The organism is Streptococcus sp. ALY_211, from assembly GCF_058314555.1.
Map to the genome: position 1 here is coordinate 145,121 of NZ_JBZFUN010000002.1, position 20,789 is coordinate 165,909.

Here is a 20,789-nt window from a genome sequence, read left to right on the forward strand (position 1 = left end):
AATTGTATAAAACTATACTCAATTAGTTTATCATAACCTTATAGCTGATACCACTATCTATTGCCATCTTTAATTAAATTCGACTGATTTTGTTGCAACAATGTTATTGTTTTGAAATATTAAAGCAAAAATAAAGGCCCTATAACTTCTTAGGTGAGTAATAGTCTCACTGGAAATTATAGAACCTTTTAGTTAGCTTCGAGTGAAGGGATGATCATAAGCACTAGCATCTTGCCCAATAGCAATCATATCTGTATCTGAAACTCCCCCTGTATTTGGGTTGGTAGCACCAGCTGGAATCACAATAAAGGTTGCACCACCAATTTGATTGGGATTGTAGATCCCTGCATAATAAACACCATCATACACACCTTGAGACTGCAGACCATAGACTGTATCTGATGATGACGCATAGGTCACCTGACCATCTGCTGTAATAGTAATGCTTTCCCCTTGATTATTAGTCCAGGTTCCAGCAATACTGCTGTAATCAGTCCCTAGGGCATTAGGATCAATACTCGATGAGGCCTTTGAGCCTTGTGTACTGCCTTTTTTGTCATTTTGTGAAGCAGAGGATTGTGAGGATCCTTGATTAGCAGAAGATTGTGAGCTAGATTGACTATTTTGCGTATCTTGAGCCACCTCTTCTTGCTTAGATTGACTTGTACTGGTTTCGTTTTTACTTGATTGAGAGGTAGATTTTTTGGTCGTTTGCTCAATTTTATCGGGAGCCTTGCTGGACTCTGCCTGCTTGGTATTTTTCACATATACCAACAACAAGACCAATAACACAGCAAGGACAAGTCCTATAATTGTATAATTTTTCTTTCTCATGATTCTTTCCTCCTTTATTTCTTAACTTGATTATACATTATGTGATTGTAATAAACAAGTATTATTTGTAATGTTTTTTAAATAATTCTATAAATTTTTACACCTAGAATTATACAAGACTAGGTTTCCCTTCCATGTCCTTTCTGGACATGAAAAAAGAGAGAACTGGTTGGGTTCTCTCTAATCTATATGCCTTTCCAGCCTCTAGTGGGCAGTTGGTAAGAAATAAAAAAATGCTGAACTCTGCAAAGAATTCAAGCATTTTTTACTGTAAATGTTCATCACTAATGATCGTGTCCTAATCAACTTAACGATGTAGGAAATAGAAGCCTGTTCCTGCAAGGAGCAATGTTACTGCTACAGTCAAGCTAGTCCAAAAGATGAGATTTGTAAATTGTTTGGTGTGACTATCTTTTTGTTCTACTCGCTCAATATTTTGGACTTCTGAAGCAGTGCCATGACTGCTTTCAACCATTGAAGAACCAACGGGTTGATCTTCATCAGCTTCTGCTGGAAGAGTTGGTTGACTAGCTGTTAGCGGTTTTTTTTCTGCTTCTTGCGTATCGGAGTCTTCAGTTGTTGGACTATCACCATCGCTATTCTCACGACCTGCCTTTGGTGTTTCTCCTGGGCCATCTTGAATACCTGATGATAAGTCTTTAATAGGATCTGTTAAGGCACTATTTTCAGTGTCTTCGGCAGAATTTGGTAGGGGCAATGTCTCACTCCCTGTACCAGGAATAACATTTGGATTCGGTAGGTCTGGATTTTGTCCTTGTTGATCCGAATTTGGTACTGGCGCTTGATCCGTTGTTTGTCCTTCTGGAGTCGTAGAATCTTGCGCTGGTTTATCTTCAGTTGGTTGATCTTCTGAAGGAGTTTCTGGAGTGGTTTGTTCTGTTCCCGCTGCGTTATCAGAAGGATTGGCAGGAGTTGATCCCTCAACTGTTGGATCTGATTGTCCTCCTTCATTGGCCTTTGGAGTTTCGTCTTTTGGTGTTTGCTCTGCTGGCACTTCACCACTCGGTTGATCCGTAGATGGTGCAGGAGTATCAGTTGTGGGAGTAGTAGGTTCTTGCGTTGGTGTTTCTGATGGAAGAGGAACTGCATTTCCTGCTTCCTCACCAGCTGGAGTTGATCCTACTGCAGGAAGGTCTGATGCTGGCACAGACGGTTCGTTATTATCGGTAGGGGTATCTACAGATGGAGTTCCTTCGCCTGCTGCCGGAGTTTCTGATGCAGGATCCCCCGCTGCATCTGTTTCTTGTGTTGCTGGAGTGGTAACTTCTGAACCTGCTTCCGTTTGCGCTGGTTCTTGCTCTGCTGAAGGGGTAGCTTGGGAAGCTGGTGCTTCGGTGTTGTCTACCGGTGCTTCAACGGCTGGCATTTCTGATGTAGGTTCTGCTTGGGATTCTTCTGAGGATGGATTTGGGGTACCAAGAGTTTCCTCAACTTCTGGTGTTGTTACAGTGGATTCGCTTGTTGATCCTTCTTCAGGAGTTGTCGCTTGCGAACCTGATTCAGTTTGTACTGGTTGTTCTGTTGATGGGGTAGCTTGGGAAGCTGGCGCTTCGGTGTTGTCTACCGGTGTTTCAATAGATGGTGTTTCTGACGAAGTATTTGATTCAGGTGATGCTTCCTCAACGGCTGGGACTTGTTCCCCTGTTGTTCCTTCTTCTGGGATCGTTGGGGATACAACTTCTGAATTTGGTTCAGCTTGTCCTGATTGGTCTGCTGCAGGAGTTTCAGACGTTTGATCACCTGTTGCATCTGTTTCTTGTCCTGCTGGACTGGTAACTTCTGTGCCTGTCTCAGTTTGTGCTGGTTGCTCAGTTGATGGGGCTGTTTCCTCAGCAACTGGATTTTCTGCTACCGGCTCAGTTTGACTTACTTCTGATGTTGGGTTTTGTTCAGCTGGTGCTGGGGATTCTGTTGTAGATGTCTCCTCAGTCGCTGGAACTGTCGTTAGGGCAGGCTTAGCGATGACAAGGCCTGTTTTTTCCGTATTGTTTGTTAAATTAACCCCTGAAACGGCTGACATGTCAGGATAGTCTGTCGTGTTGGTGTTAATCATACGGTTATTGTAGACATTGATGTTGTACAAAGGTGCCTTATCAGCAAAGAAGTCCATGGACGGTTTTTGATTTCCGTAGATATCAAATGTTGTCCCTGTATTTAAAAGATAATTATCATGGATATTGATTCCCTTGCCATCCTTGTTGGCAGAAAAATCATAGCCTGGGAAAGTTGTATTAACACGGATTCCTGATCCGAGGTAAAAGTCTTTAATAAGGTTGTTTTTGACTTCGTGGTCTTTACCACCAAAGAAGCCTATACCAGCTGCGCGCCATCCAAGCTCGACAGTGTTGTCAGTAAAGGTGTTATTTTCCGCTATGCTAGCATCACCGTTTTGACTTGCCCATGAAGCCAAACCATCGTCTCCGTTACCACGGATACTAGAATTTCTAACGATGGAGTTTTTAGTTCCTTGGGCAAAGTTGACACCGTCGGCAAAGTTGTTACGTAGGCGTACATTGTAAACTTCGAGGTTGTCAGTAGATTTTCGATGTTCAGATGTATAATCTCCCATCCAGATCCCAACTTCAAAGTGCTCTGCCCAAACATCATGGATTTTTGAGCCAAAGCCTGCTGCACCTGCAAAGGCTTTATAGTTAGCTTTTTCTTCGAAGCGATCTGTCAGATTTGAATCCATGTAAACGTCACTAAATTCGACATTATTGACATTAGGATCGAACTCAAATCCTCCGCCACCGATTTCATTTTTGGTGAAGTGAAGGTTAGTGTACCACATACCCGCACCTGAAATCTTGACGTTAGGATATCTTAACATCACTTTGCGGTCCAAGTTGAAAGTCCCCTGAGGGATGTAAACCACACGGTTTTCATTGCGATTATTCGCTTCTGCGAGGGCAGCCTCAAAGGCAGTAGAGTAGTCATCCCCATGTTCAGGTCTATGGAAGTCTTGAATATTGAGGGCATTCTCAGGTTGCGCTTTAGGTCCATCAACCTGCTCTAACTCAAGGAAGTCCAGGCCAATCACGTTGTTACGGCGGTTGACGATTGTGACAACATCACCCTTCTGAAGGGTTACCCCATCTAAGAGAAAGTGAGTTTCATCAAAACGAAAACGTGTCTTGATAGCCTGAGTTCCTGGGGACATAAATTGATAGTCCGGTTCAGTTTGAACGCCTGCTTGAGCAGCTTCTGCACTGTTGTAAGCTTGATTTCCAGCGATGTATTGCCATGATGATTCGGATGACAACTGTGTATTTTTGACGGTTTGTCCATTAACAAGCACATCCACATTACCAGTTTGACCATCTGGTACGCTATAGCGCATAGTTACTCCGTTAGCAGGTGCTTGAACGGTGAAGGAAACCGCTGAACCATCAGTTGGCAACTCCACATACTTATGCTCTGATGAGAAGGCAGCTGTTTCGTTAGGATCTAAACTGTCTTTAACTTCTGCACCGTTTTCAAGCTGGGCAGCATCTGCTTCATAACGTGTATAAGGCATATTTGTCGCACCATACTGCGATGGATCCGCATCGGGATCTACTGGTGTCGATGTTTCTACCTGATTTTCTGTCTGAGCTGGTGCCACTTGTGTTTCGTCAGCCGGCATTGACTCTTGGGGCTGACTTTCTGACACATTGCTAGCAATTGTAGACGTATCCGTCACTTCATCTGCATTAACCTTGATATTCAAAGTGGTTACAGCTGAAAGTCCCAAAAGGACTGCTAGCATTCTCTTGCCTTTCTTCGAAATCATAAATCCTCTTTCCTTGTTTGCCAATTTTTTAGAAATCGGCTTAATAAAGACTAAATTCATCCCTAATAACTAAGCAATTCTTCAATTAAGATCAGCTCTTTGGTATTACTGCTTATCCATTTTTACGTTTAGCGAAGGCTCCAATAATACCAGCTGTAACAAGTCCAATAGCAGAAGCAGCGCCTGCAAGGATCAACAGTGGGGACTTAAGAGCTGTCGCACCAGCTGACTCTACAGTTTTAACGTCTTTCTCTTTGTGAGCACTTGCTTTAGGCTCAGTTTTAGACTGCGCTTGTTCTGGAATAGACACTTGATCTTCTTCGTGGACTGATCTTTTGACAGCTTTACGCTTAGTTGCTTTTTTAGCGTTCACGTTATTAGTAGTAGAAGCAGATTTAGCTTCTGACTTAGCTGACATTGCTGGCAGTTCAACAACAATGGATTTTATCTCTACTACTTGATCCCCCGCATTAGTAGCTTGGTAGGCTTGGGCAATAGATGATAGTGTTGCTGCCATTGCTTGTGTTTGCTCTACAAGAGCAGTTAAGGGGCTTGCTTGTTTTTGAGCCTTATCATCGTTTGATGCTTTATTTGGCTTAGTCTCAGGAACTGTTGCATTTTCAACTGTGTCCGTTGCCTCTAGCTCTGGAGTTGATGCTTGCTCCTGGTTATCTGTTGCTTTTTCAATTTCAGATACCTCTGGTTTAGCAGGTGTCTGATCTTGAGCTGGTTCTTCAACAGCTGGAACAGCAGATGAAGAGTCTTCAGTTGTTACAGGTTGATCAGTTACTATTTCTGGCACTTCAGGTCTTGTTGCTTCTGAACCTGTCTCAGTTTGGGTTGCTTGATCTGGAGCTGCTGGAGCTTGATCTACCGCTGGGGTTGTTGCTTCTGGTGAGACTTCATCTGTGGCTGGAGTTTGTGCTCCTTCAGCAGATGGGGTAGTATCAGGAGTCGTCGCTTCGTCTGAAGCAGCTTCTGCTGGTACTTCAGGTCTTGTTGCTTCTGAACCTGTCTCAGTTTGGGTTGCTTGATCTGGAGCTGCTGGAGCTTGATCTACCGCTGGGGTTGTTGCTTCTGGTGAGACTTCATCTGCAGCTGGAGTTTGTGCCCCTTCAGCAGATGGGGTAGTATCAGGAGTCGTCGCTTCGTCTGAAGCAGCTTCTGCTGGTACTTCAGGCGTTGTTGCTTCTGAACCTGTCTCAGTTTGAGCTGATTGATCTGGAGCTGCTGGAGCTTGATCTACCGCTGGGGTTGTTGCCTCTGGCGTTACAGGAGAAACAGCTTCTGAATCTTGCTCAGCTGGTGCTGTTTGATCAGCGGATGGTGCTGTTTCAGTAACAGGTGCCTGGGGCTCGTCTTTAGTCACTTCCACAACTGGAGCTTCAGTTTGTGTACTTTCAGCATTTGAAATGTAGATAACATTCCATAATGTCAATTCTGGGACAGTGATAGAAAGAACAAGATTGCCATTTTCATCTGTCTCTACTGTTGCTGCAACTTTTTGCATCCTTGATTTTGACCAGTCATCTGGAGAAACCACGTAAGTTTGATTAGCCATACGTTGAGCTTCAGCCATGCTGCTAACATCAGTCAAGGTATATTTAACCGTAAGATCTTTTTGAGCATCCGGTGTTTTATTAGCTTCTGTACCATCCTCATTTTTCCAATCAGAATTGATACCCATCAGGTTAAGCATTTGAACGGTACGGAAATTATTTCCTTTTTTACCGTAAGTCCAAACTTGATGACCGTTAATACCGATGTCATCAGTGGAAAGAACGTTACCACTAGCATCATAAGTGTCAACAGTAGCTTCGTCGTTTTCAACACCATCACGCAGGATATTTTCATAAGCAGTGATAAACTGCTGATAGTCATTATTTTTGCGACTCAAGCGGTCTGAAACCTTGAGGCTTTGAGTAGGGTAATAGGCTGTTTCGAGGACTCCTACACCATCAGCATTGCGGTTGTTAGCAACCGCTGCCAGTGACATGTGATAACCTCCTGCAGCAGCGATTGAAGCAGTTGTTAAAAGGACAGCATCATCTTGGAAGAACCCTTTTGTTGGATCAGTTTTACCAGCTTCCACATCACGAGCGGAACCGTTGATAGGCACATTGATATCATTACCGTTATCATCTTTGCTCTTTTCGTATTTTGGCTCTTCCATGTAAGCTCCGATAATAGCAGATTTACCAGTTGCTTTACGGATTTGATCCACACGGGCTTTGAGATCGCCATATTCTGTTTGACTGCGTTTGTTTTCGTTTGTACTTAGAGCAGAGCCTCCAAAAGGCCATAACTCATTGTAGATAACATCTTGATTACCGTCTTTTAAGCGGTCAATTTGTTCACCGTTAACATCGTTAAGGGTCAGGTAGAAGTCTTTTCCTTCATGACCAGATGCTTTATATTTGTCATTAATGATGCCACGTACGGCATTTAAGAATTCTGCATAACCTTCTGTCAGCCAGAATTGATCGGCTTCATTGGTGCTGCCTCTATGAGAAGCATCTGTTACAAGGTTATCACCGATTGTATCTCCTTGCCAGCCATCAAAGTTACCATTGATCATCGCCTCAGCCATAGCATTAGCAATGAAAGCTTGCCACTCAGGAGATTTGGGGTTGTAGTAGTTTTGAAGTGGTGTGCCATCAATGATGTACTGCATCACTTCACCAATCTTGCCGTAACCGTGCTCCTCACCATTTTGAGTATTGTAGACATAATGCTGATCAGCATTTGCTAGAAGACCGCCATTTTGAGCATCACGAGTTGCTTCTGCCAAAATCATATTATAGAGCATGGCTTTAGCGCCACCTTGGTGAACTTGATCGACAATATCCTTAACGGCTTGTGTATCAATTTCAGAATGGCTCCATGTATTCCATAATTGTTGGAAGTGTTCTGTATCTGGGAATGGATCGGTTGGTGTGTTGTAAACATCGTAGAAGAAGTATGAATTGATATTCATATTCTTCATTTTTTCAAGTGCATTTTTGTATTTAGCAGCATCCTTGCTTAAAAGACTGTTGCTGTTCATTTGAGAACCCCCAACGACACCATAGCGTGGGAATTTAGTCCAGTCTTTTTCATAAGCAACTGCACGGTTTAGCTCACTCAAAACAGCTCCTTGGCTATCAGAAACTTTAAAGTTGAGGAGGTAACCTTTATCGATTTGGAATTTGTCTGCAGGCAGAGTGACATCACCTTCTTGCATCTTATAAGTTTCTCCTGCTTGCAGGTTTTTTGTGAAATTATAAGTAGCAATCTTATCATTGAGGTGGTATACCTCTGTGCTAAGCGTGATGTCTTGCGCTGCGTCTGTCGTATTTGTGAAATCTACATAAAGCTTAACATCTTCACCTTCTTGGTAGCTAGCTTTATCAGTATTAACGTCAGCAATAGCTGTACCTGTTTGAGAATCAACAATGGATTTAGAAGTGTTGTTCTCAATGTCATAAAAATCATTGTAACGCGCATCTTCAGGATTTGGTGCTTCTTGAATAGTAGCAATATCCTTAGGACGGTAGTTTTCAGCTACTTGTGACTCTGTAGCAACTGTGGATGCTGCTGCATCAGTGTTAGCAGTTGTTGTTAAGTCTGTTGGAGCTGTTTCTACCTGAACCGCATTAGACGAACTTGGTGTTACATTTGCAGTTGTAGAAACTTGCTGAGTTGCCGCTTCTGTCTGAGAAGCGTTTGTAGCTGCTACCTCATCTGCTTTTACAACTTGTCCATTGGCATCTGCCATCATGGCAAAAGCAAGAAGTAAAGCAGCGCTTGGGAGAGTAAACTTTTTGTGTTTCACGTTCCTAAATTCCTTTTCTATTATTTTTTTGTAAATTGATTAGAACTAGCGATCAAGAGCTAGAACAAAAAGAAGTCAGTGTGTATTGTACTGGAATCAGCTCAAAACACAACCCGTATTCTAACAAACACTTTCTAAAAATTACCCAAAACCTAACCTAATCCTCCCTTAAAAAGAGACCCTATTTCTGAGCATAAAAAAAGCTAGTCTATTGAAAAACTAGCTTTTTAGTATTTGCATAAAACTTAAAACTCGCTGCATATTTCTTTTATATTACAATTATTAGACAGTTTGTTAATTGAAATATTTCAACCATTCAAACAAAGGCTTTAAATCCCGTGAAAGTACTGCTTTTAAAGCATTTCTTGAGTATCTAGTAGAATGGTCACAGGACCATCATTGGTTAATGTTACTTGCATATCAGCGCCAAATATTCCTGTTTGGACTGGAAGCCATTCAGCCAACCGACTATTGAAAGCATCATAAAGATGGCTTGCCTTTTGAGGTGAAGCCGCATCCGTGAAAGCCGGGCGATTGCCTTTTTTGACATTAGCAAAGAGAGTAAATTGAGAAATCGATAAAATTTGACCGCCGATATCTTTTACAGATAAGTTCATTTTCCCAGCTTGATCGGGAAATATCCGCATATTCACAATCTTTCTAACAGCATATTCAATATGTGCTTTATCATCATTAGGAGCAATGCCCACAAACAAAAGTAAACCGCGATCAATTTGACCGACGGTTTTAGCATTAATCTCCACTTTTGCATTTTTTACTTTTTGCAAAACAATTTTCATAAAACTGGTACCTTACTTGGGAGTTTTCTTTAAATTATTAGGGTTTTAGGGTCCTTTTAGGATCGTTTTAACCATTTGTCCGTTTTACCGAATAGACATCAGGAATTACTTTTATTTTATCCACAACTGTTGTTAAAGCTGTTAGATTAGGAATTTTGAAACTAATATGGATAGTTGCAAACTTCATATCCTTGGTAGGCTGGGCATTGACTGTCGAAATACTCTTGGTTTGATTCGATATAATCTGCAAAACATCATTCAAAAGACCTGAGCGATTGAGCCCATAAATATCAATTTCAGCCAAGTAGTCTGTGCCTAGATTACTGGTATCGTCCCAGGCTACTTCGATCAAACGTTGCTCATAGCCTTCTTGACTCTTAATATTGTGGCAATCTGATCGATGGATAGCTACGCCTCGTCCCTTAGTAATGTATCCCTCAATAGGATCTCCTGGAACAGGATTGCAACATTTGGCGATGCGCATGAGCAAGCCAGATGACCCCTGGATGATGACACCATTTTCACTCTTTACCTTGAGGACATTTTTATTCTCATGCTTGACTTCGCCGCCCTTCATCAATTCTTCCGCTTCAGCCTTAGCTTTGGCACGTTCTTCCTCTCGGCGCTCTTTTTCTGTCAGACGATTGTAGACTGAAGCAGGATTGATTTCACCAAATCCGATAGCTGCATAAAGAGCCTCTTCATTACGTACACTGAGGCGAGGAAGAATTTCTTCTATATGCTTCTTATCCAAGTATCTATTAGCAACGCTGCCTTGTTCTTGGAAGTAAGCCACTAAGAGGTCACGTCCCTTACTGATGGACATTTCCCTGTCTTGATTTTTAAAGAATTGGCGAATTTTATTCCTGGCCTTGGTTGTCTTAACCAGTTTGATCCAATCTCGGCTAGGTCCAAAGGAATTGCTATTGGTTACAATTTCGACAACATCACCTGTCTTAAGTTTTGCGGTTAAGGGAACCATACGTCCATTAACCTTGGCACCGACGGCTTTTTCACCCACTTGCGTGTGAATAGCATAAGCAAAATCAATAGGACCAGAATCCTTAGGTAATTCTTGGACATCTCCAGATGGGGTAAAGACATAAATCCGCTCTGAAAAGATATCTTCTTTTACGGAATCGACAAATTCTTGAGCATTGCCGTTGGAGCCAGCTTGTAATTCGACTAGGTCTTGGATCCAATTCATCCCAATAGCCGATTCGCTAGGATCTACCTTATTGGTAATTCCTTTTTTATAAGCCCAATGAGCTGCAACCCCATATTCAGCAACATCATGCATTTCTTGGGTACGAATTTGAATTTCGATAGGACCTGTAGGGCCATAAACCGTTGTATGGATTGATTGGTAACCATTCGATTTAGGGTTGGCAATGTAATCCTTGAAGCGACCAGGCATTGGCCGCCAAAGTTCGTGGATATAGCCTAACATAGCATAGACATCACTCGGAGTATCCATAATACAGCGTATAGCAATTAGGTCATAAATCTGATCAAAGCGTTTTTTCTTGTCGTGCATCTTCCGATAAATCGAGTAAATATGCTTTGGACGGCCATAAACCTTACCTATAAGTCCTTGTTTTTGGGTATACTTTTCTATTTTAGCAACAATTTCTTCTACCAAAGACTCACGCTCACGGCGTTTTTCACTCATCATATGAGATATACGGTAGAATTCCACCTCATTCAGATAACGAAAAGCTAGATCTTCTAGTTCCCACTTGATGGCACTGATCCCTAGGCGGTGAGCAAGGGGGGCATAAATCTCCATGGTTTCACGTGAAATCCGTCTTTGTTTATCAGGACGTAAATGTTTTAGGGTACGCATATTGTGGAGGCGGTCAGCTAACTTGACTAAAATAACACGAATATCCTTAGACATGGCCATAAGCATCTTGCGATGATTTTCGGCTAATTGCTCTTCATGTGATTTGTACTCGACCTTACCAAGTTTTGTAACCCCATCGACGATCTGGCGAATATTAAGGCCAAACTCTGCCTCCAAGTCATCTAAGGTCGCTTCAGTATCTTCCACAACATCATGCAAAAAGCCACATGCGACGGTTACAGAATCCAACTGGAGATCAGCCAAAATCCCAGCTACCTGAATAGGATGTATGATATAAGGCTCACCTGAGCGACGCTTTTGCTCCTTATGAGCCTCGGTTGCGTACTCCAATGCTTTTTGTACTAGGTCAGCATCCTCTGACGTCAAATAAGTACGAACTTTTTCAACGACTTCGGGACCTGTGACATTAGGTTTCTCTGCCATAAGCTTACCCCTCACTTGATTATTGACTTCATTTTAACACTTTTCATAAGGGAATAAAAGATGAACACCCTTATGAAAGTCCTTAGTAAAAGGTCTCAAAAGTTCTGGAATCGAACCTTTCACAATACGAATCTTTTCTTTTTGACTGTAAACACACCATAAACCACTACCAAAAACTTTTATGAGTTTTGGGGATCAGAATCAGATATATGAAGAAACATTGGTATTCACCATAACTTCCTCATCGCTAAAAATCCTAATACCTTTCATTTCGGTATAAAATAATGGACAAAGATCAGTAAACTGTGAAGGGATCACGGTTTACTGATCTTTGTCCTACTCTATTTACGGTTCATTTCTAATTCATAACTGATAGCACTCAAGGCATATAGGGGAGCTGTTTCAGTTCGCATAATACGAGGCCCCAATCCTACACTTAAACCTCCTGCTTGTTCAAAAATTTCAATTTCTTTGGGTGAGATTCCACCTTCCGGTCCAAATATTAATAGGAGCTTATCAGATGACCTAACCTTTGCTAATTCCTGTGCTAGAATAGCCAACTCCCCTGACTTAGCTACCTCTTCATAGGCAATAAAAATCTTGTCAAAATCTGAGAGATGGGCTAAGAAATCCGCCTGTTTTTCAAATAGTTGAACTTTAGGAACATAATTGCGCTTGGACTGTTGGGCTGCACCTAAGGCAATTTTGGTTAACTTTTCTTCTTTTTTTGCTAATTTCTTTTTATCCCATTTGGTTACAGACCATTCAGCCGGATAAGCCCAGATGGCGCTGGCACCTAACTCGGTCGCTTTTTGAGTGATCATATCCAGCTTATCTCCCTTAGGAAAGCCAGAGGCGATTGTCACTTGAACAGGTAATTCTACCCAATCAGGCAAGACTTTGAGAAGCTCAAAGCTATGACTATCTCGGTCTAAAACTTTAGCCAAATGCTTGATACCGTCTTCAAAAACTAGTATAAGCTCATCATCTTGGTTTAAGCGCATGACTTGAAACATATGTTTTAGGGTATCCTTATCCGTAATAGTGACCGGATTTTGGGGGGATCCTTTGACAAAATATTGTTGCATTTAGCCTCCAATCACACCTGAAATATCAGCTGTTTTCTTAAAGATACAAGCATGCCACTCTCCTTGAATCATGTGGGTCTCTAAAAAGAATCCTGCTTTCTCAGCAGATTGCTCAACCATTTCCCATTTCTCTGATATAATTCCAGACATGATCAAGTACCCTTCATCCTTAACCAAGCGATAAGCATCATCTGTCAGATTAATGAGGATATCCGCTAAAATATTGGCGACAATAACATCAGCCTCTTGCTCAACTCCCTTGAGGAGATCACCAGGGGCCACCTGAATACTATCAGTATTGGGATTGAGGTCAATATTTTCTTGCGCCACGCGCACAGCTACTTCATCTAAATCATAAGCGTAAATGTCTTTAGCACCTAGCAAGGCACTAGCAATGGAGAGAACTCCTGATCCTGTTCCGACATCAAGAACTGTCTCACCGCCACGCAGGACTTGCTCCAAGGCATAAAGGCTCATTTTGGTTGTTGGATGGGTCCCTGTCCCAAAAGCCATACCCGGATCTAGGCGAATAATTTTTTCATCCTTGCTTGGTTTATAGTCTGTCCAACTAGGAACAATGGTCAAATCGTGGGTGATACGGGTCGGCTCATAGTATTTCTTCCAATTTTCAGCCCAATCTTCCTCAGCTAATTCCTGTGTTTCAAGTGAAACCTGACCAGTCTTTAATCCAAAATCTGTTAAGTCCTCTAGACTCTGGGATACTGTCTTAGTGAGCGCTGCCATATCAACATTTTCTGGGTAGTAGGCGGTGATCTTTACGGTGTCGGACTGAGCAACTTCAGGAAAAAGCTCTCCATACTTACCAACAGGGCCCAGATAATCCGCTGTATCTTCAATGGCTACACCTTGACTGCCCGATTCGATCAAAATATTGGTAGCCGCTTCCTCAGCCTCTCGATCAACTGTGATCGTTAACTCTTGCCACTTGTCCATTATACTGCCTCCTGCTTTGCTTAGTATCTCGGGTAAGGGTAAAACTGTGTCTCCTCCAAGTTGGTAAGACCTGCTTGAAAGGCAGCTTCATCCCAAACAATCGCAAACTCTTGAAGGTCTTCATCCTCCAAAAAATCCATAAGATGGCTCAATCCATCTGTCGCAACTTGGTTGAGACTTTTAGCAAAATACGCTAAAAACTCACGCGAGAACCCCTTTTTAGGATCAAAAGGTAGGGTCACGAGATAATCGTCAGCATCGAATTTAGATTTATTTGGATTGTAAAAGAGAACATAATCTTCAAAGAGAATATCCTCAGCAGATACCTCTCCCTTATCATCCACTGTTTGTACTCCAGATCTATTTTGTGCTTCTAGGATAAAAGTCACTTCTAAGGCGTGATTCTTCTTTTGCCAATCCATAGCAAAATCAAAATCTAGGTACTTGTCTAGTTCCTCTTCAAGGACTGATAAAAAACCATAGTCTGCCATTGTCTACTCCAATTCCTTATTTCTATTTATTATAACATGAGCAGGGAAGTTAGAGGCGATTATTGATTGCTTCTACCATCTGGATCATCAGGCTATAACATAACAACACTTCTATCCGACCATCAAAAAAGAGGCTGAGACAAAAGTCATCAGCCGTATCTATTTAGTCAATTTCACTGACTAGGCGCAGTGGTTGGGAGTAAGACTTGTTGGCAAGCCAAGAAGTCTTACTCCTGCACAGTTCGTTAAGTGCTTTAGCACCAATGAACCACTCTCTTTTGGTAACTATCGCCAGTAAACATAGTCGGTATCCGGCGTGACATATACCAGCTTGTGTGTTGACTTTTGAAAAAGCAATAGGAGCTTTTGATCTGAGTATTGGTAAACATAATATTTGTCCAAACTCCCCATCGAGTAATCTGCTGCCCCAGCATAGAAAGCTCTTGCTTCCTCTTGCGTCAGCTTTTGCTTCTTGAACAGGGCAACAATGCGTTTTTGCTCACCTTGCTTTAAGAGAGATGCCATTGTCTCTGTATCTGTGACTTTTTTGGATGGTTTGCCTAAAATATCCTCAACTGTTTGATTGGTATAGCCCTCAAAATTAGGAATAGAAGCCGTAAATCCAGAACTAGAAGATTCATAGTAGATTTCACTACCATCTGTAGCGTAGATTTTATCCTTAGGTGCTTCACTAGCATTTTTCGGTAAATCTTGCGGCTTACGCTTCTTATCAAACTTTTTCGTATCCCCCAACTCATTTCCATCTGCCTGTTGTGCACTTGGAGACGGTTGGTTTTTTTCTATGCTCGACTGTTTAGGACTACAAGCAACTAATAGTATACTGAGACCTAATATCCAGAGCAGGTAAAAACTCTTTCTTTTCATTCATAACCCCTTAGTAAAGAAAAAAACCTATCGACTAGGCTTTGCTCATCAACTATCCTCCCTGTAGGGCTCGAACCTACGACCCACGGATTAAGAGTCCGCTGCTCTACCAACTGAGCTAAGGAAGGTTAATAGCTGTATTGGTACCGATGATCCACGTTTTGTATTGAACCCGCAAAATAAGCAGGTGGGCAACTCGCTCTTACTTAGCTGCTTCCGCGTGAGACGGCCTGCATACTGTAAGGAGACTTATGTTTCCCAAAATACAAAGATTTAGTCGGTCAACACTTGAATGTGGATTCGTATACCACAGCAATTGTATTTTTATAATAACACTTTTAAAAAATATTTCAAGAGAAAACTTAAAAAATTTATCTGCTCTGTTGAGACAGTTTGTCAATGCGGTCTTTATTAGCCCCTAGAGCTCTCTCGTATTTACCCGTTTCATTGGCTTGGAAATAATCTGCTCCGACTAACTTGTCTGGAAGATATTGTTGCTTAACCCATTTTTCAGGATAAGCATGAGGATAACGATAATCTACACTATTGCCCAACTCCTTACTGCCAGCATAGTGACCATCTCGCAGATGCCGGGGAATAGGAAGATTGCCCGACTTTTTGAGATCGGCTATAGCCGCATCCATGGCCATGTAGGCCGAGTTTGATTTGGGAGATAGAGCCAGATCAATAATGATATTAGCAATAAGAATCCTTGCCTCTGGAAAGCCGACCTGTTTGGCAGCCTCTAGGGCTGTCACTGTATGTATCTGCGCTTCTGGATTAGCTAGACCAATGTCTTCGTAGGCGATAACTGTCAAACGTCTTGCGAGACTAGGAAGATCACCCGCTTCAATCAAACGAGCGGCATAGTGGAGACTGGCATTAACATCTGAACCACGGATAGATTTTTGCAAGGCTGATAGGACATCGTAATGCCCATCACCATTTTTGTCCATTGTGATATAGCTGCGCTGCAAACTGTTTTCTACGGTGTCCAGCGTAATGTGACGGCTTCCCTGATCATCAGGCTTGGTAGACATAATAGCTAAATCAAGGGAATTATAGGCCGAACGCAGATCACCATTGGTCGCTGTGGCGATAAAATCTCTAGCCTCCTCATCGATACGTACATCAAAATCAAAACCTCTCTCCTTATCGGATAAGGCTCTATCGATTGCCAGCTGAATATGGTCTGTCGTCAAGGGCTCTAGCTCAAAGATCTGCACACGGCTGCGAATAGCGGGAGTGACTGAGAAAAAAGGATTCTCGGTCGTTGCTCCAATCATGATGATATTACCATTTTCTAACAGGGGCAAGAGGAAATCCTGCTTGGTCTTGTCTAGGCGATGGATCTCATCCAACATCAGAACTAAGCCACCTGAAAATTTGGCTTCTTCAGCGATTTCCTGAAGGCGTTTTTTAGTATCTGTGGTAGCGTTAAAGGTCCGAAAGGCGTACTGGCTGGTACCAGCAATGGCACTGGCGATAGACGTCTTTCCGATACCGGGTGGACCGTATAAAATCATTGAGGACAGCTTGTTGGCTTCGACCATTCGGCGGATAATTTTTCCTTGACCTACCAGATGTTCTTGACCAATAATTTGATCAATGGTCGACGGCCGCATGCGAAGGGCAAGATTCTCAGGCATGTTTCCTCCTTTTTTGATTCTGTGTTTTATTACAGCTATTTTAGCATAAATATAGAAAGAGTAGCACTTTGAGAAATTCTTCTGTTTTTCCAATAAACTAGGATCAACTGCTTAAGATTTTTTGATATAATAAGGGCTAATAAAAAGGAATGGAGACTCTTTATGACTGCACAGAAAATGAGCGCACAAGAAATTATCGCTTTCATCGGAAATGCTGAGAAAAAAACCAATGTTAAAGTCACCTTTGAGGGGGATTTGGCTGGAGATGTCCCTGATACAGTAACAAAGCTAGGCAATGTTCTCTTTGGTGATTGGAAAGTTATCGAACCCTTGCTGGCTAACTTGACTGAGAATAAGGACTATGTCGTAGAGCAAGATGGTCGTAACTCTGCTGTTCCCTTACTTGATAAGCGTCATATCAATGCTCGTATCGAGCCCGGTGCCATCATCCGAGACCAGGTGACTATTGAAGATAATGCCGTTGTCATGATGGGGGCTGTCATCAATATTGGAGCAGAAATTGGTGAAGGAACCATGATCGATATGGGTGCTATACTAGGTGGCCGTGCAACTGTTGGGAAAAACAGTCATATCGGAGCTGGTGCTGTCCTTGCTGGTGTTATTGAGCCGGCTAGTGCTGAGCCTGTACGTATCGGTGACAATGTCTTGGTCGGAGCTAATGCGGTTGTTATCGAAGGGGTGCAAGTCGGTCACGGCTCCGTCATTGCTGCTGGAGCTATCGTGACTCAAGATGTCCCAGAAAATGTTGTTGTTGCTGGTGTACCTGCTCGTGTCATCAAAAAGATCGATGCCCAAACTCAGCAAAAAACGGCTTTGGAAGACGCCCTGCGCAACCTGTGAGTTTAAGTTAGCTAAAAAGAGTGAGACGAGCTTGGGACTTGTCCCACTCTATTTTTTAATATTAGAAGGATAAAAAAATGACACTTGATTTAATTAACATTCGCCGTGACCTCCATCAAATTCCTGAAATTGGTCTTGAAGAATACGAAACACAAGATTATCTGTTGAAGCGTATTGCCGACATCACTTCTGGCAAGGATTTTATTGCTCAAAAAACTTGGCGAACAGGTATCTTGGTCTTCCTAAAGGGATATGATCCCAAAAAAACGGTCGGCTGGCGAACAGATATCGATGGTCTGCCTGTCACCGAGGATACTGGTCTTGAATTTGCTAGCAAGCATAAAGGCCGCATGCATGCTTGCGGTCATGATATTCATATGACTGTGGCTCTTGGCCTGCTTGAGCAAGCAGCAGATCACCAACCTAAACACAACTTACTCTTCCTTTTCCAACCAGCTGAGGAAAATCTAGCTGGTGGTAAACTTATGTATGAAGAAAATGCCTTTGGCGATTGGAGACCCGATGAGTTCTATGGCCTTCATGTCCGCCCAGATCTCAAGGTTGGCGATATTGCTACCAATACTCATACACTCTTTGCGGGTACCTGCGAAACACGAATCACCTTCAAGGGTATTGGTGGCCATGCTGCCTTTCCTCACAAGGCAAACGATGCCTTGGTAGCTGCTGCTCATTTCGTCACCCAAGTCCAAACGATTGTCAGTCGAAATGTAGATCCTATCGAAGGAGCTGTTGTTACTTTTGGCTCCATGCATGCTGGTACTACCAATAATGTGATCGCTGAAGAAGCTCAGCTGCACGGCACTATTCGTACCTTAACACAAGAAATGAATCTGCTCACGCAAAAGCGCTTAAAGGAGATAGCCCAAGGCGTAGCTGCTGCTTTTGACATGACTGTTGAGGTTGAGCTCATACAGGGAGGTTATCTTCCAGTTGAGAATCATCCGGAACTAGCCAAAGACCTCATGCAATTCTTTGACCAAGAAACTGACGCCAATTTAATCGATATCCTACCTGCTATGACTGGTGAAGATTTTGGTTATCTCCTGCATAAGATACCAGGTGTTATGTTTTGGCTGGGTGTTGATTCTGAAGCACCACTTCATAGCTCTAACATGAGTCCTAAGGAATCTGTTATACCATTTGCGGTGCCTAACATTGCAAAATTTTTAAACTATCGTGCCAATCACTAAAGATTTCTTACCGCTTAGGATATGTTCGCTTTCTTTGACAGCTAGTGTCAAGCCTTTGATAAACTTGACAAGTTTATGACAAGCCCAGCTAACTTTTTTAATACTAAATATGATGCTAAGCGAGCAGAAAGGTAATAGATGTTTCTATGTCAAAAAAAGAATTACGCCAAAAGATTTTAGCACAGCTCAAGAGCCAGGATAGTGCTTATAAAAATCAGATGGACGAAAAGTTATTGGCAGAGCTTATCGCTACTCCTGAGTATCAAAAGGCTCAGGTTATTGCGACTTATCTGCCCTTTTATTTCGAGTATAATACCCAATTATTTATTCAAGAGGCTATTAAAAGCCATAAAACTATCCTGATCCCTAAAACTTTTACAGCAGGGCAAATGGTCTTTACAGTATATGATCCTACCCACCTAGAAAAAAATGCTTTTGGCTTACTTGAGCCAAGGATTTGGCAAGCGGTTGACAAGGATCAGATCGATCTTATCCATGTGCCCGGCATTGCTTTTAATCCACAGGGGTATCGGATCGGATTTGGCGGTGGCTTCTACGATCGCTACCTGTCAACCTATCAGGGAGCTACTATAAGTACGATTTATCCCTGCCAATTAACAGACTTTACACCAGATTTACATGATATTGCTGTTAGAAAGATGCTTACCTATGAAAAATGATATTAGACATTACCCTATGACCTTATCTCTTCTTTTATTAACAACTATAGTATTTCTAGTGACCAATCTGGGGAATATCGTGCTCCCTGGATTTGACCGTATCATCTATTCTACCTTTGGGATGATCGGTCAAGCTTTACGGCTTGATCCTAGCCAACTATGGCGTTTAGTGACACCGATTTTTATCCATTTTGGCTTAGAGCACTTCGCCTTCAATGCCATTTCTCTTTATTTTGCTGGTAGAATTGCCGAGCAACTCTGGGGTAGTACTCGTTTCTTATTCATCTATATATTGTCTGGGATCCTAGGAAATATTTTGTGCTTTTATTTCACTCCCCTCACCCTCTGCGCCGGTGCATCGACATCAATCTTTGGAATTTTTGCAGCTATTGCTCTAGCTGGTCTCTTTGAAAACCATTTGGCTCTTAAAGAGATTAGCCGTCAATTTTTCATCTTGATTGCTGTTAATCTCGTTTTTAATCTTATGGATGCTTTCTCTCAGAATCCTAGTATTAGCCTCAGCGGGCACATTGGCGGAGCCCTAGGAGGTGCTCTTTTAGGCCTTGCTTTTCCGCTTCGTAACCTGTCTTCATCTATCAAGCCAGGTCTGCGAGTTGCTGCAGCCCTAGCTTATATTGCTTCTATCATGATCTTCTTTATCTTTCAGCTCTAATCATCATTTATCGAGGTTGTCACTATGATATTTTTAATTCCAACTGCTAAAGAAATGAAACTCGTTCCCTCGGTGGCTCCTAAGCCCTTGTCAGTAAAAACACAGGTCATTCTCAATCATCTAGCCAAGGCCGATGTTAAGGAACTCTCAACTATTTATAAGATATCTGAAACTGCTGCACAGACTGAACAGGATAGGTTGAGCGCTCTCTATCACGATCAGGCTGAAAGTTACCCTGCACTCCAGCTTTTCAACGGACTCATGTATCGCCATATCGATCGCCAGATGACCGAGGAACAGCAACTATTTACACAAGATAAGGTCTATATCACCTCATCATTTTATGGTATTATTCCTGCTTTTACCCCTATCAGTCAACATCGTCTAGACTTTAACTGTAAACTAAAAATTGATGGTCAATCTTTGAAAAACTATTGGCGCAAGGATTATGATCAATTTATACAAGAGGCTAAGACCCCTGTTGTCTCTCTTCTGTCAAGTGAATTTGAATCCGTCTTTTCGCCCCAGATTTCTAAACAGTTTATCCGAATTACTTTTCATGAGGCCAAGGGGGATAGGCTAAAAACTCACTCAACAATCTCCAAAAAAGCAAGAGGAGCTTTTTTAACACAGGTCATCAAGCAAGGCATTCAAGACGAAGCGTCCTTAAAAACCTTGAGATTTGATGGATTTAGCTATCGTGATGACTTGTCTCTTGGCAAGACACTCGTTTTTGTAAAACAGGTCTAGGTATTTAGCGATACTA

The 20,789-nt window shown here is 42.2% G+C and carries 15 protein-coding genes, 1 tRNA gene and 1 other RNA gene; 5 read left to right on the top strand and 12 right to left on the bottom strand.

Annotated features, from left to right (window positions below; all coding sequences use genetic code 11):
* Window positions 1–192 precede the first annotated feature (192 nt).
* The 12 genes from AC4HAJ_RS02650 to AC4HAJ_RS02705 all read right to left on the bottom strand — a co-directional run bounded on the left by AC4HAJ_RS02650 (window position 193) and on the right by AC4HAJ_RS02705 (window position 16,598).
* A complete protein-coding gene (locus tag AC4HAJ_RS02650; protein WP_491078613.1) occupies window positions 193–834 on the bottom strand; it encodes a DUF6287 domain-containing protein in 642 nt (213 codons plus the stop codon).
* Between the two features lie 307 nt (window positions 835–1,141).
* On the bottom strand, window positions 1,142–4,627 hold the full coding sequence (locus AC4HAJ_RS02655) for a glycosyl hydrolase family 28-related protein (protein WP_491078614.1): 3,486 nt from the start codon (window positions 4,625–4,627) through the stop codon (window positions 1,142–1,144).
* Window positions 4,628–4,739: 112 nt separating this feature from the next.
* Window positions 4,740–8,441 carry a glycoside hydrolase family 66 protein gene (locus AC4HAJ_RS02660; RefSeq protein WP_491078615.1) on the bottom strand — a complete coding sequence of 1,234 codons (3,702 nt, stop codon included), beginning with the start codon at window positions 8,439–8,441 and terminating at the stop codon, window positions 4,740–4,742.
* Between the two features lie 353 nt (window positions 8,442–8,794).
* Window positions 8,795–9,241 carry a D-aminoacyl-tRNA deacylase gene (gene dtd / locus AC4HAJ_RS02665; RefSeq protein WP_491078616.1) on the bottom strand — a complete coding sequence of 149 codons (447 nt, stop codon included), beginning with the start codon at window positions 9,239–9,241 and terminating at the stop codon, window positions 8,795–8,797.
* A gap of 67 nt (window positions 9,242–9,308) precedes the next feature.
* The gene (locus AC4HAJ_RS02670; protein WP_491078617.1) at window positions 9,309–11,531 is read right to left on the bottom strand and encodes a RelA/SpoT family protein; all 2,223 of its coding nucleotides are present in this window, start codon (window positions 11,529–11,531) and stop codon (window positions 9,309–9,311) included.
* A gap of 341 nt (window positions 11,532–11,872) precedes the next feature.
* On the bottom strand, window positions 11,873–12,619 hold the full coding sequence (locus tag AC4HAJ_RS02675; protein WP_491078618.1) for a 16S rRNA (uracil(1498)-N(3))-methyltransferase: 747 nt from the start codon (window positions 12,617–12,619) through the stop codon (window positions 11,873–11,875).
* Window positions 12,620–13,573: a 50S ribosomal protein L11 methyltransferase gene (gene prmA, locus AC4HAJ_RS02680; RefSeq protein WP_491078619.1), complete on the bottom strand. Its 954-nt coding sequence runs from the start codon at window positions 13,571–13,573 to the stop codon at window positions 12,620–12,622. It lies immediately after the preceding gene.
* A 20-nt stretch (window positions 13,574–13,593) separates the two neighbouring features.
* Window positions 13,594–14,064, bottom strand: a complete 471-nt coding sequence (locus AC4HAJ_RS02685; RefSeq protein WP_491078620.1) for a DUF3013 family protein — start codon at window positions 14,062–14,064, stop codon at window positions 13,594–13,596.
* A 285-nt stretch (window positions 14,065–14,349) separates the two neighbouring features.
* A complete protein-coding gene (locus AC4HAJ_RS02690; protein WP_491078621.1) occupies window positions 14,350–14,949 on the bottom strand; it encodes a DUF4947 domain-containing protein in 600 nt (199 codons plus the stop codon).
* A 55-nt stretch (window positions 14,950–15,004) separates the two neighbouring features.
* Window positions 15,005–15,077: transfer RNA gene (locus AC4HAJ_RS02695), tRNA-Lys, on the bottom strand.
* Window positions 15,078–15,268, bottom strand: a non-coding RNA gene (gene ssrS, locus AC4HAJ_RS02700) — 6S RNA.
* 52 nt (window positions 15,269–15,320) lie between these two features.
* Window positions 15,321–16,598 carry a replication-associated recombination protein A gene (locus tag AC4HAJ_RS02705; protein WP_491078622.1) on the bottom strand — a complete coding sequence of 426 codons (1,278 nt, stop codon included), beginning with the start codon at window positions 16,596–16,598 and terminating at the stop codon, window positions 15,321–15,323.
* A gap of 162 nt (window positions 16,599–16,760) precedes the next feature.
* On the opposite strand from AC4HAJ_RS02705, the gene dapD reads away from it, so the two are divergent.
* The 5 genes from dapD (at window position 16,761) to yaaA (ending at window position 20,773) form a co-directional block, all read left to right on the top strand.
* The gene (gene dapD / locus AC4HAJ_RS02710) at window positions 16,761–17,459 is read left to right on the top strand and encodes a 2,3,4,5-tetrahydropyridine-2,6-dicarboxylate N-acetyltransferase (protein WP_491078623.1); all 699 of its coding nucleotides are present in this window, start codon (window positions 16,761–16,763) and stop codon (window positions 17,457–17,459) included.
* 77 nt (window positions 17,460–17,536) lie between these two features.
* Entirely contained in the window at window positions 17,537–18,670 is a 1,134-nt protein-coding gene (locus tag AC4HAJ_RS02715; RefSeq protein WP_491078624.1) for an N-acetyldiaminopimelate deacetylase, read from the top strand.
* 146 nt (window positions 18,671–18,816) lie between these two features.
* The gene (locus AC4HAJ_RS02720) at window positions 18,817–19,350 is read left to right on the top strand and encodes a 5-formyltetrahydrofolate cyclo-ligase (RefSeq protein WP_491078625.1); all 534 of its coding nucleotides are present in this window, start codon (window positions 18,817–18,819) and stop codon (window positions 19,348–19,350) included.
* Entirely contained in the window at window positions 19,340–20,023 is a 684-nt protein-coding gene (locus AC4HAJ_RS02725) for a rhomboid family intramembrane serine protease (protein ID WP_491078626.1), read from the top strand. The genes AC4HAJ_RS02720 and AC4HAJ_RS02725 overlap by 11 nt, the downstream gene beginning before the upstream one ends.
* A 24-nt stretch (window positions 20,024–20,047) precedes the next feature.
* Entirely contained in the window at window positions 20,048–20,773 is a 726-nt protein-coding gene (yaaA, locus tag AC4HAJ_RS02730) for a peroxide stress protein YaaA (RefSeq protein ID WP_491078627.1), read from the top strand.
* Window positions 20,774–20,789 lie beyond the last annotated feature (16 nt).

Coding starts and splice junctions, on each gene's coding strand:
- AC4HAJ_RS02650 (WP_491078613.1), bottom strand. CDS start 834: ATGAGAAAGAAAAATTATACAATTATAGGACTTGTCCTTGCTGTGTTA.
- AC4HAJ_RS02655 (WP_491078614.1), bottom strand. CDS start 4,627: ATGATTTCGAAGAAAGGCAAGAGAATGCTAGCAGTCCTTTTGGGACTT.
- dtd (WP_491078616.1), bottom strand. CDS start 9,241: ATGAAAATTGTTTTGCAAAAAGTAAAAAATGCAAAAGTGGAGATTAAT.
- AC4HAJ_RS02670 (WP_491078617.1), bottom strand. CDS start 11,531: ATGGCAGAGAAACCTAATGTCACAGGTCCCGAAGTCGTTGAAAAAGTT.
- AC4HAJ_RS02675 (WP_491078618.1), bottom strand. CDS start 12,619: ATGCAACAATATTTTGTCAAAGGATCCCCCCAAAATCCGGTCACTATT.
- prmA (WP_491078619.1), bottom strand. CDS start 13,573: ATGGACAAGTGGCAAGAGTTAACGATCACAGTTGATCGAGAGGCTGAG.
- AC4HAJ_RS02685 (WP_491078620.1), bottom strand. CDS start 14,064: ATGGCAGACTATGGTTTTTTATCAGTCCTTGAAGAGGAACTAGACAAG.
- AC4HAJ_RS02690 (WP_491078621.1), bottom strand. CDS start 14,949: ATGAAAAGAAAGAGTTTTTACCTGCTCTGGATATTAGGTCTCAGTATA.
- AC4HAJ_RS02705 (WP_491078622.1), bottom strand. CDS start 16,598: ATGCCTGAGAATCTTGCCCTTCGCATGCGGCCGTCGACCATTGATCAA.
- dapD (WP_491078623.1), top strand. CDS start 16,761: ATGACTGCACAGAAAATGAGCGCACAAGAAATTATCGCTTTCATCGGA.
- AC4HAJ_RS02715 (WP_491078624.1), top strand. CDS start 17,537: ATGACACTTGATTTAATTAACATTCGCCGTGACCTCCATCAAATTCCT.
- AC4HAJ_RS02720 (WP_491078625.1), top strand. CDS start 18,817: ATGTCAAAAAAAGAATTACGCCAAAAGATTTTAGCACAGCTCAAGAGC.
- AC4HAJ_RS02725 (WP_491078626.1), top strand. CDS start 19,340: ATGAAAAATGATATTAGACATTACCCTATGACCTTATCTCTTCTTTTA.
- yaaA (WP_491078627.1), top strand. CDS start 20,048: ATGATATTTTTAATTCCAACTGCTAAAGAAATGAAACTCGTTCCCTCG.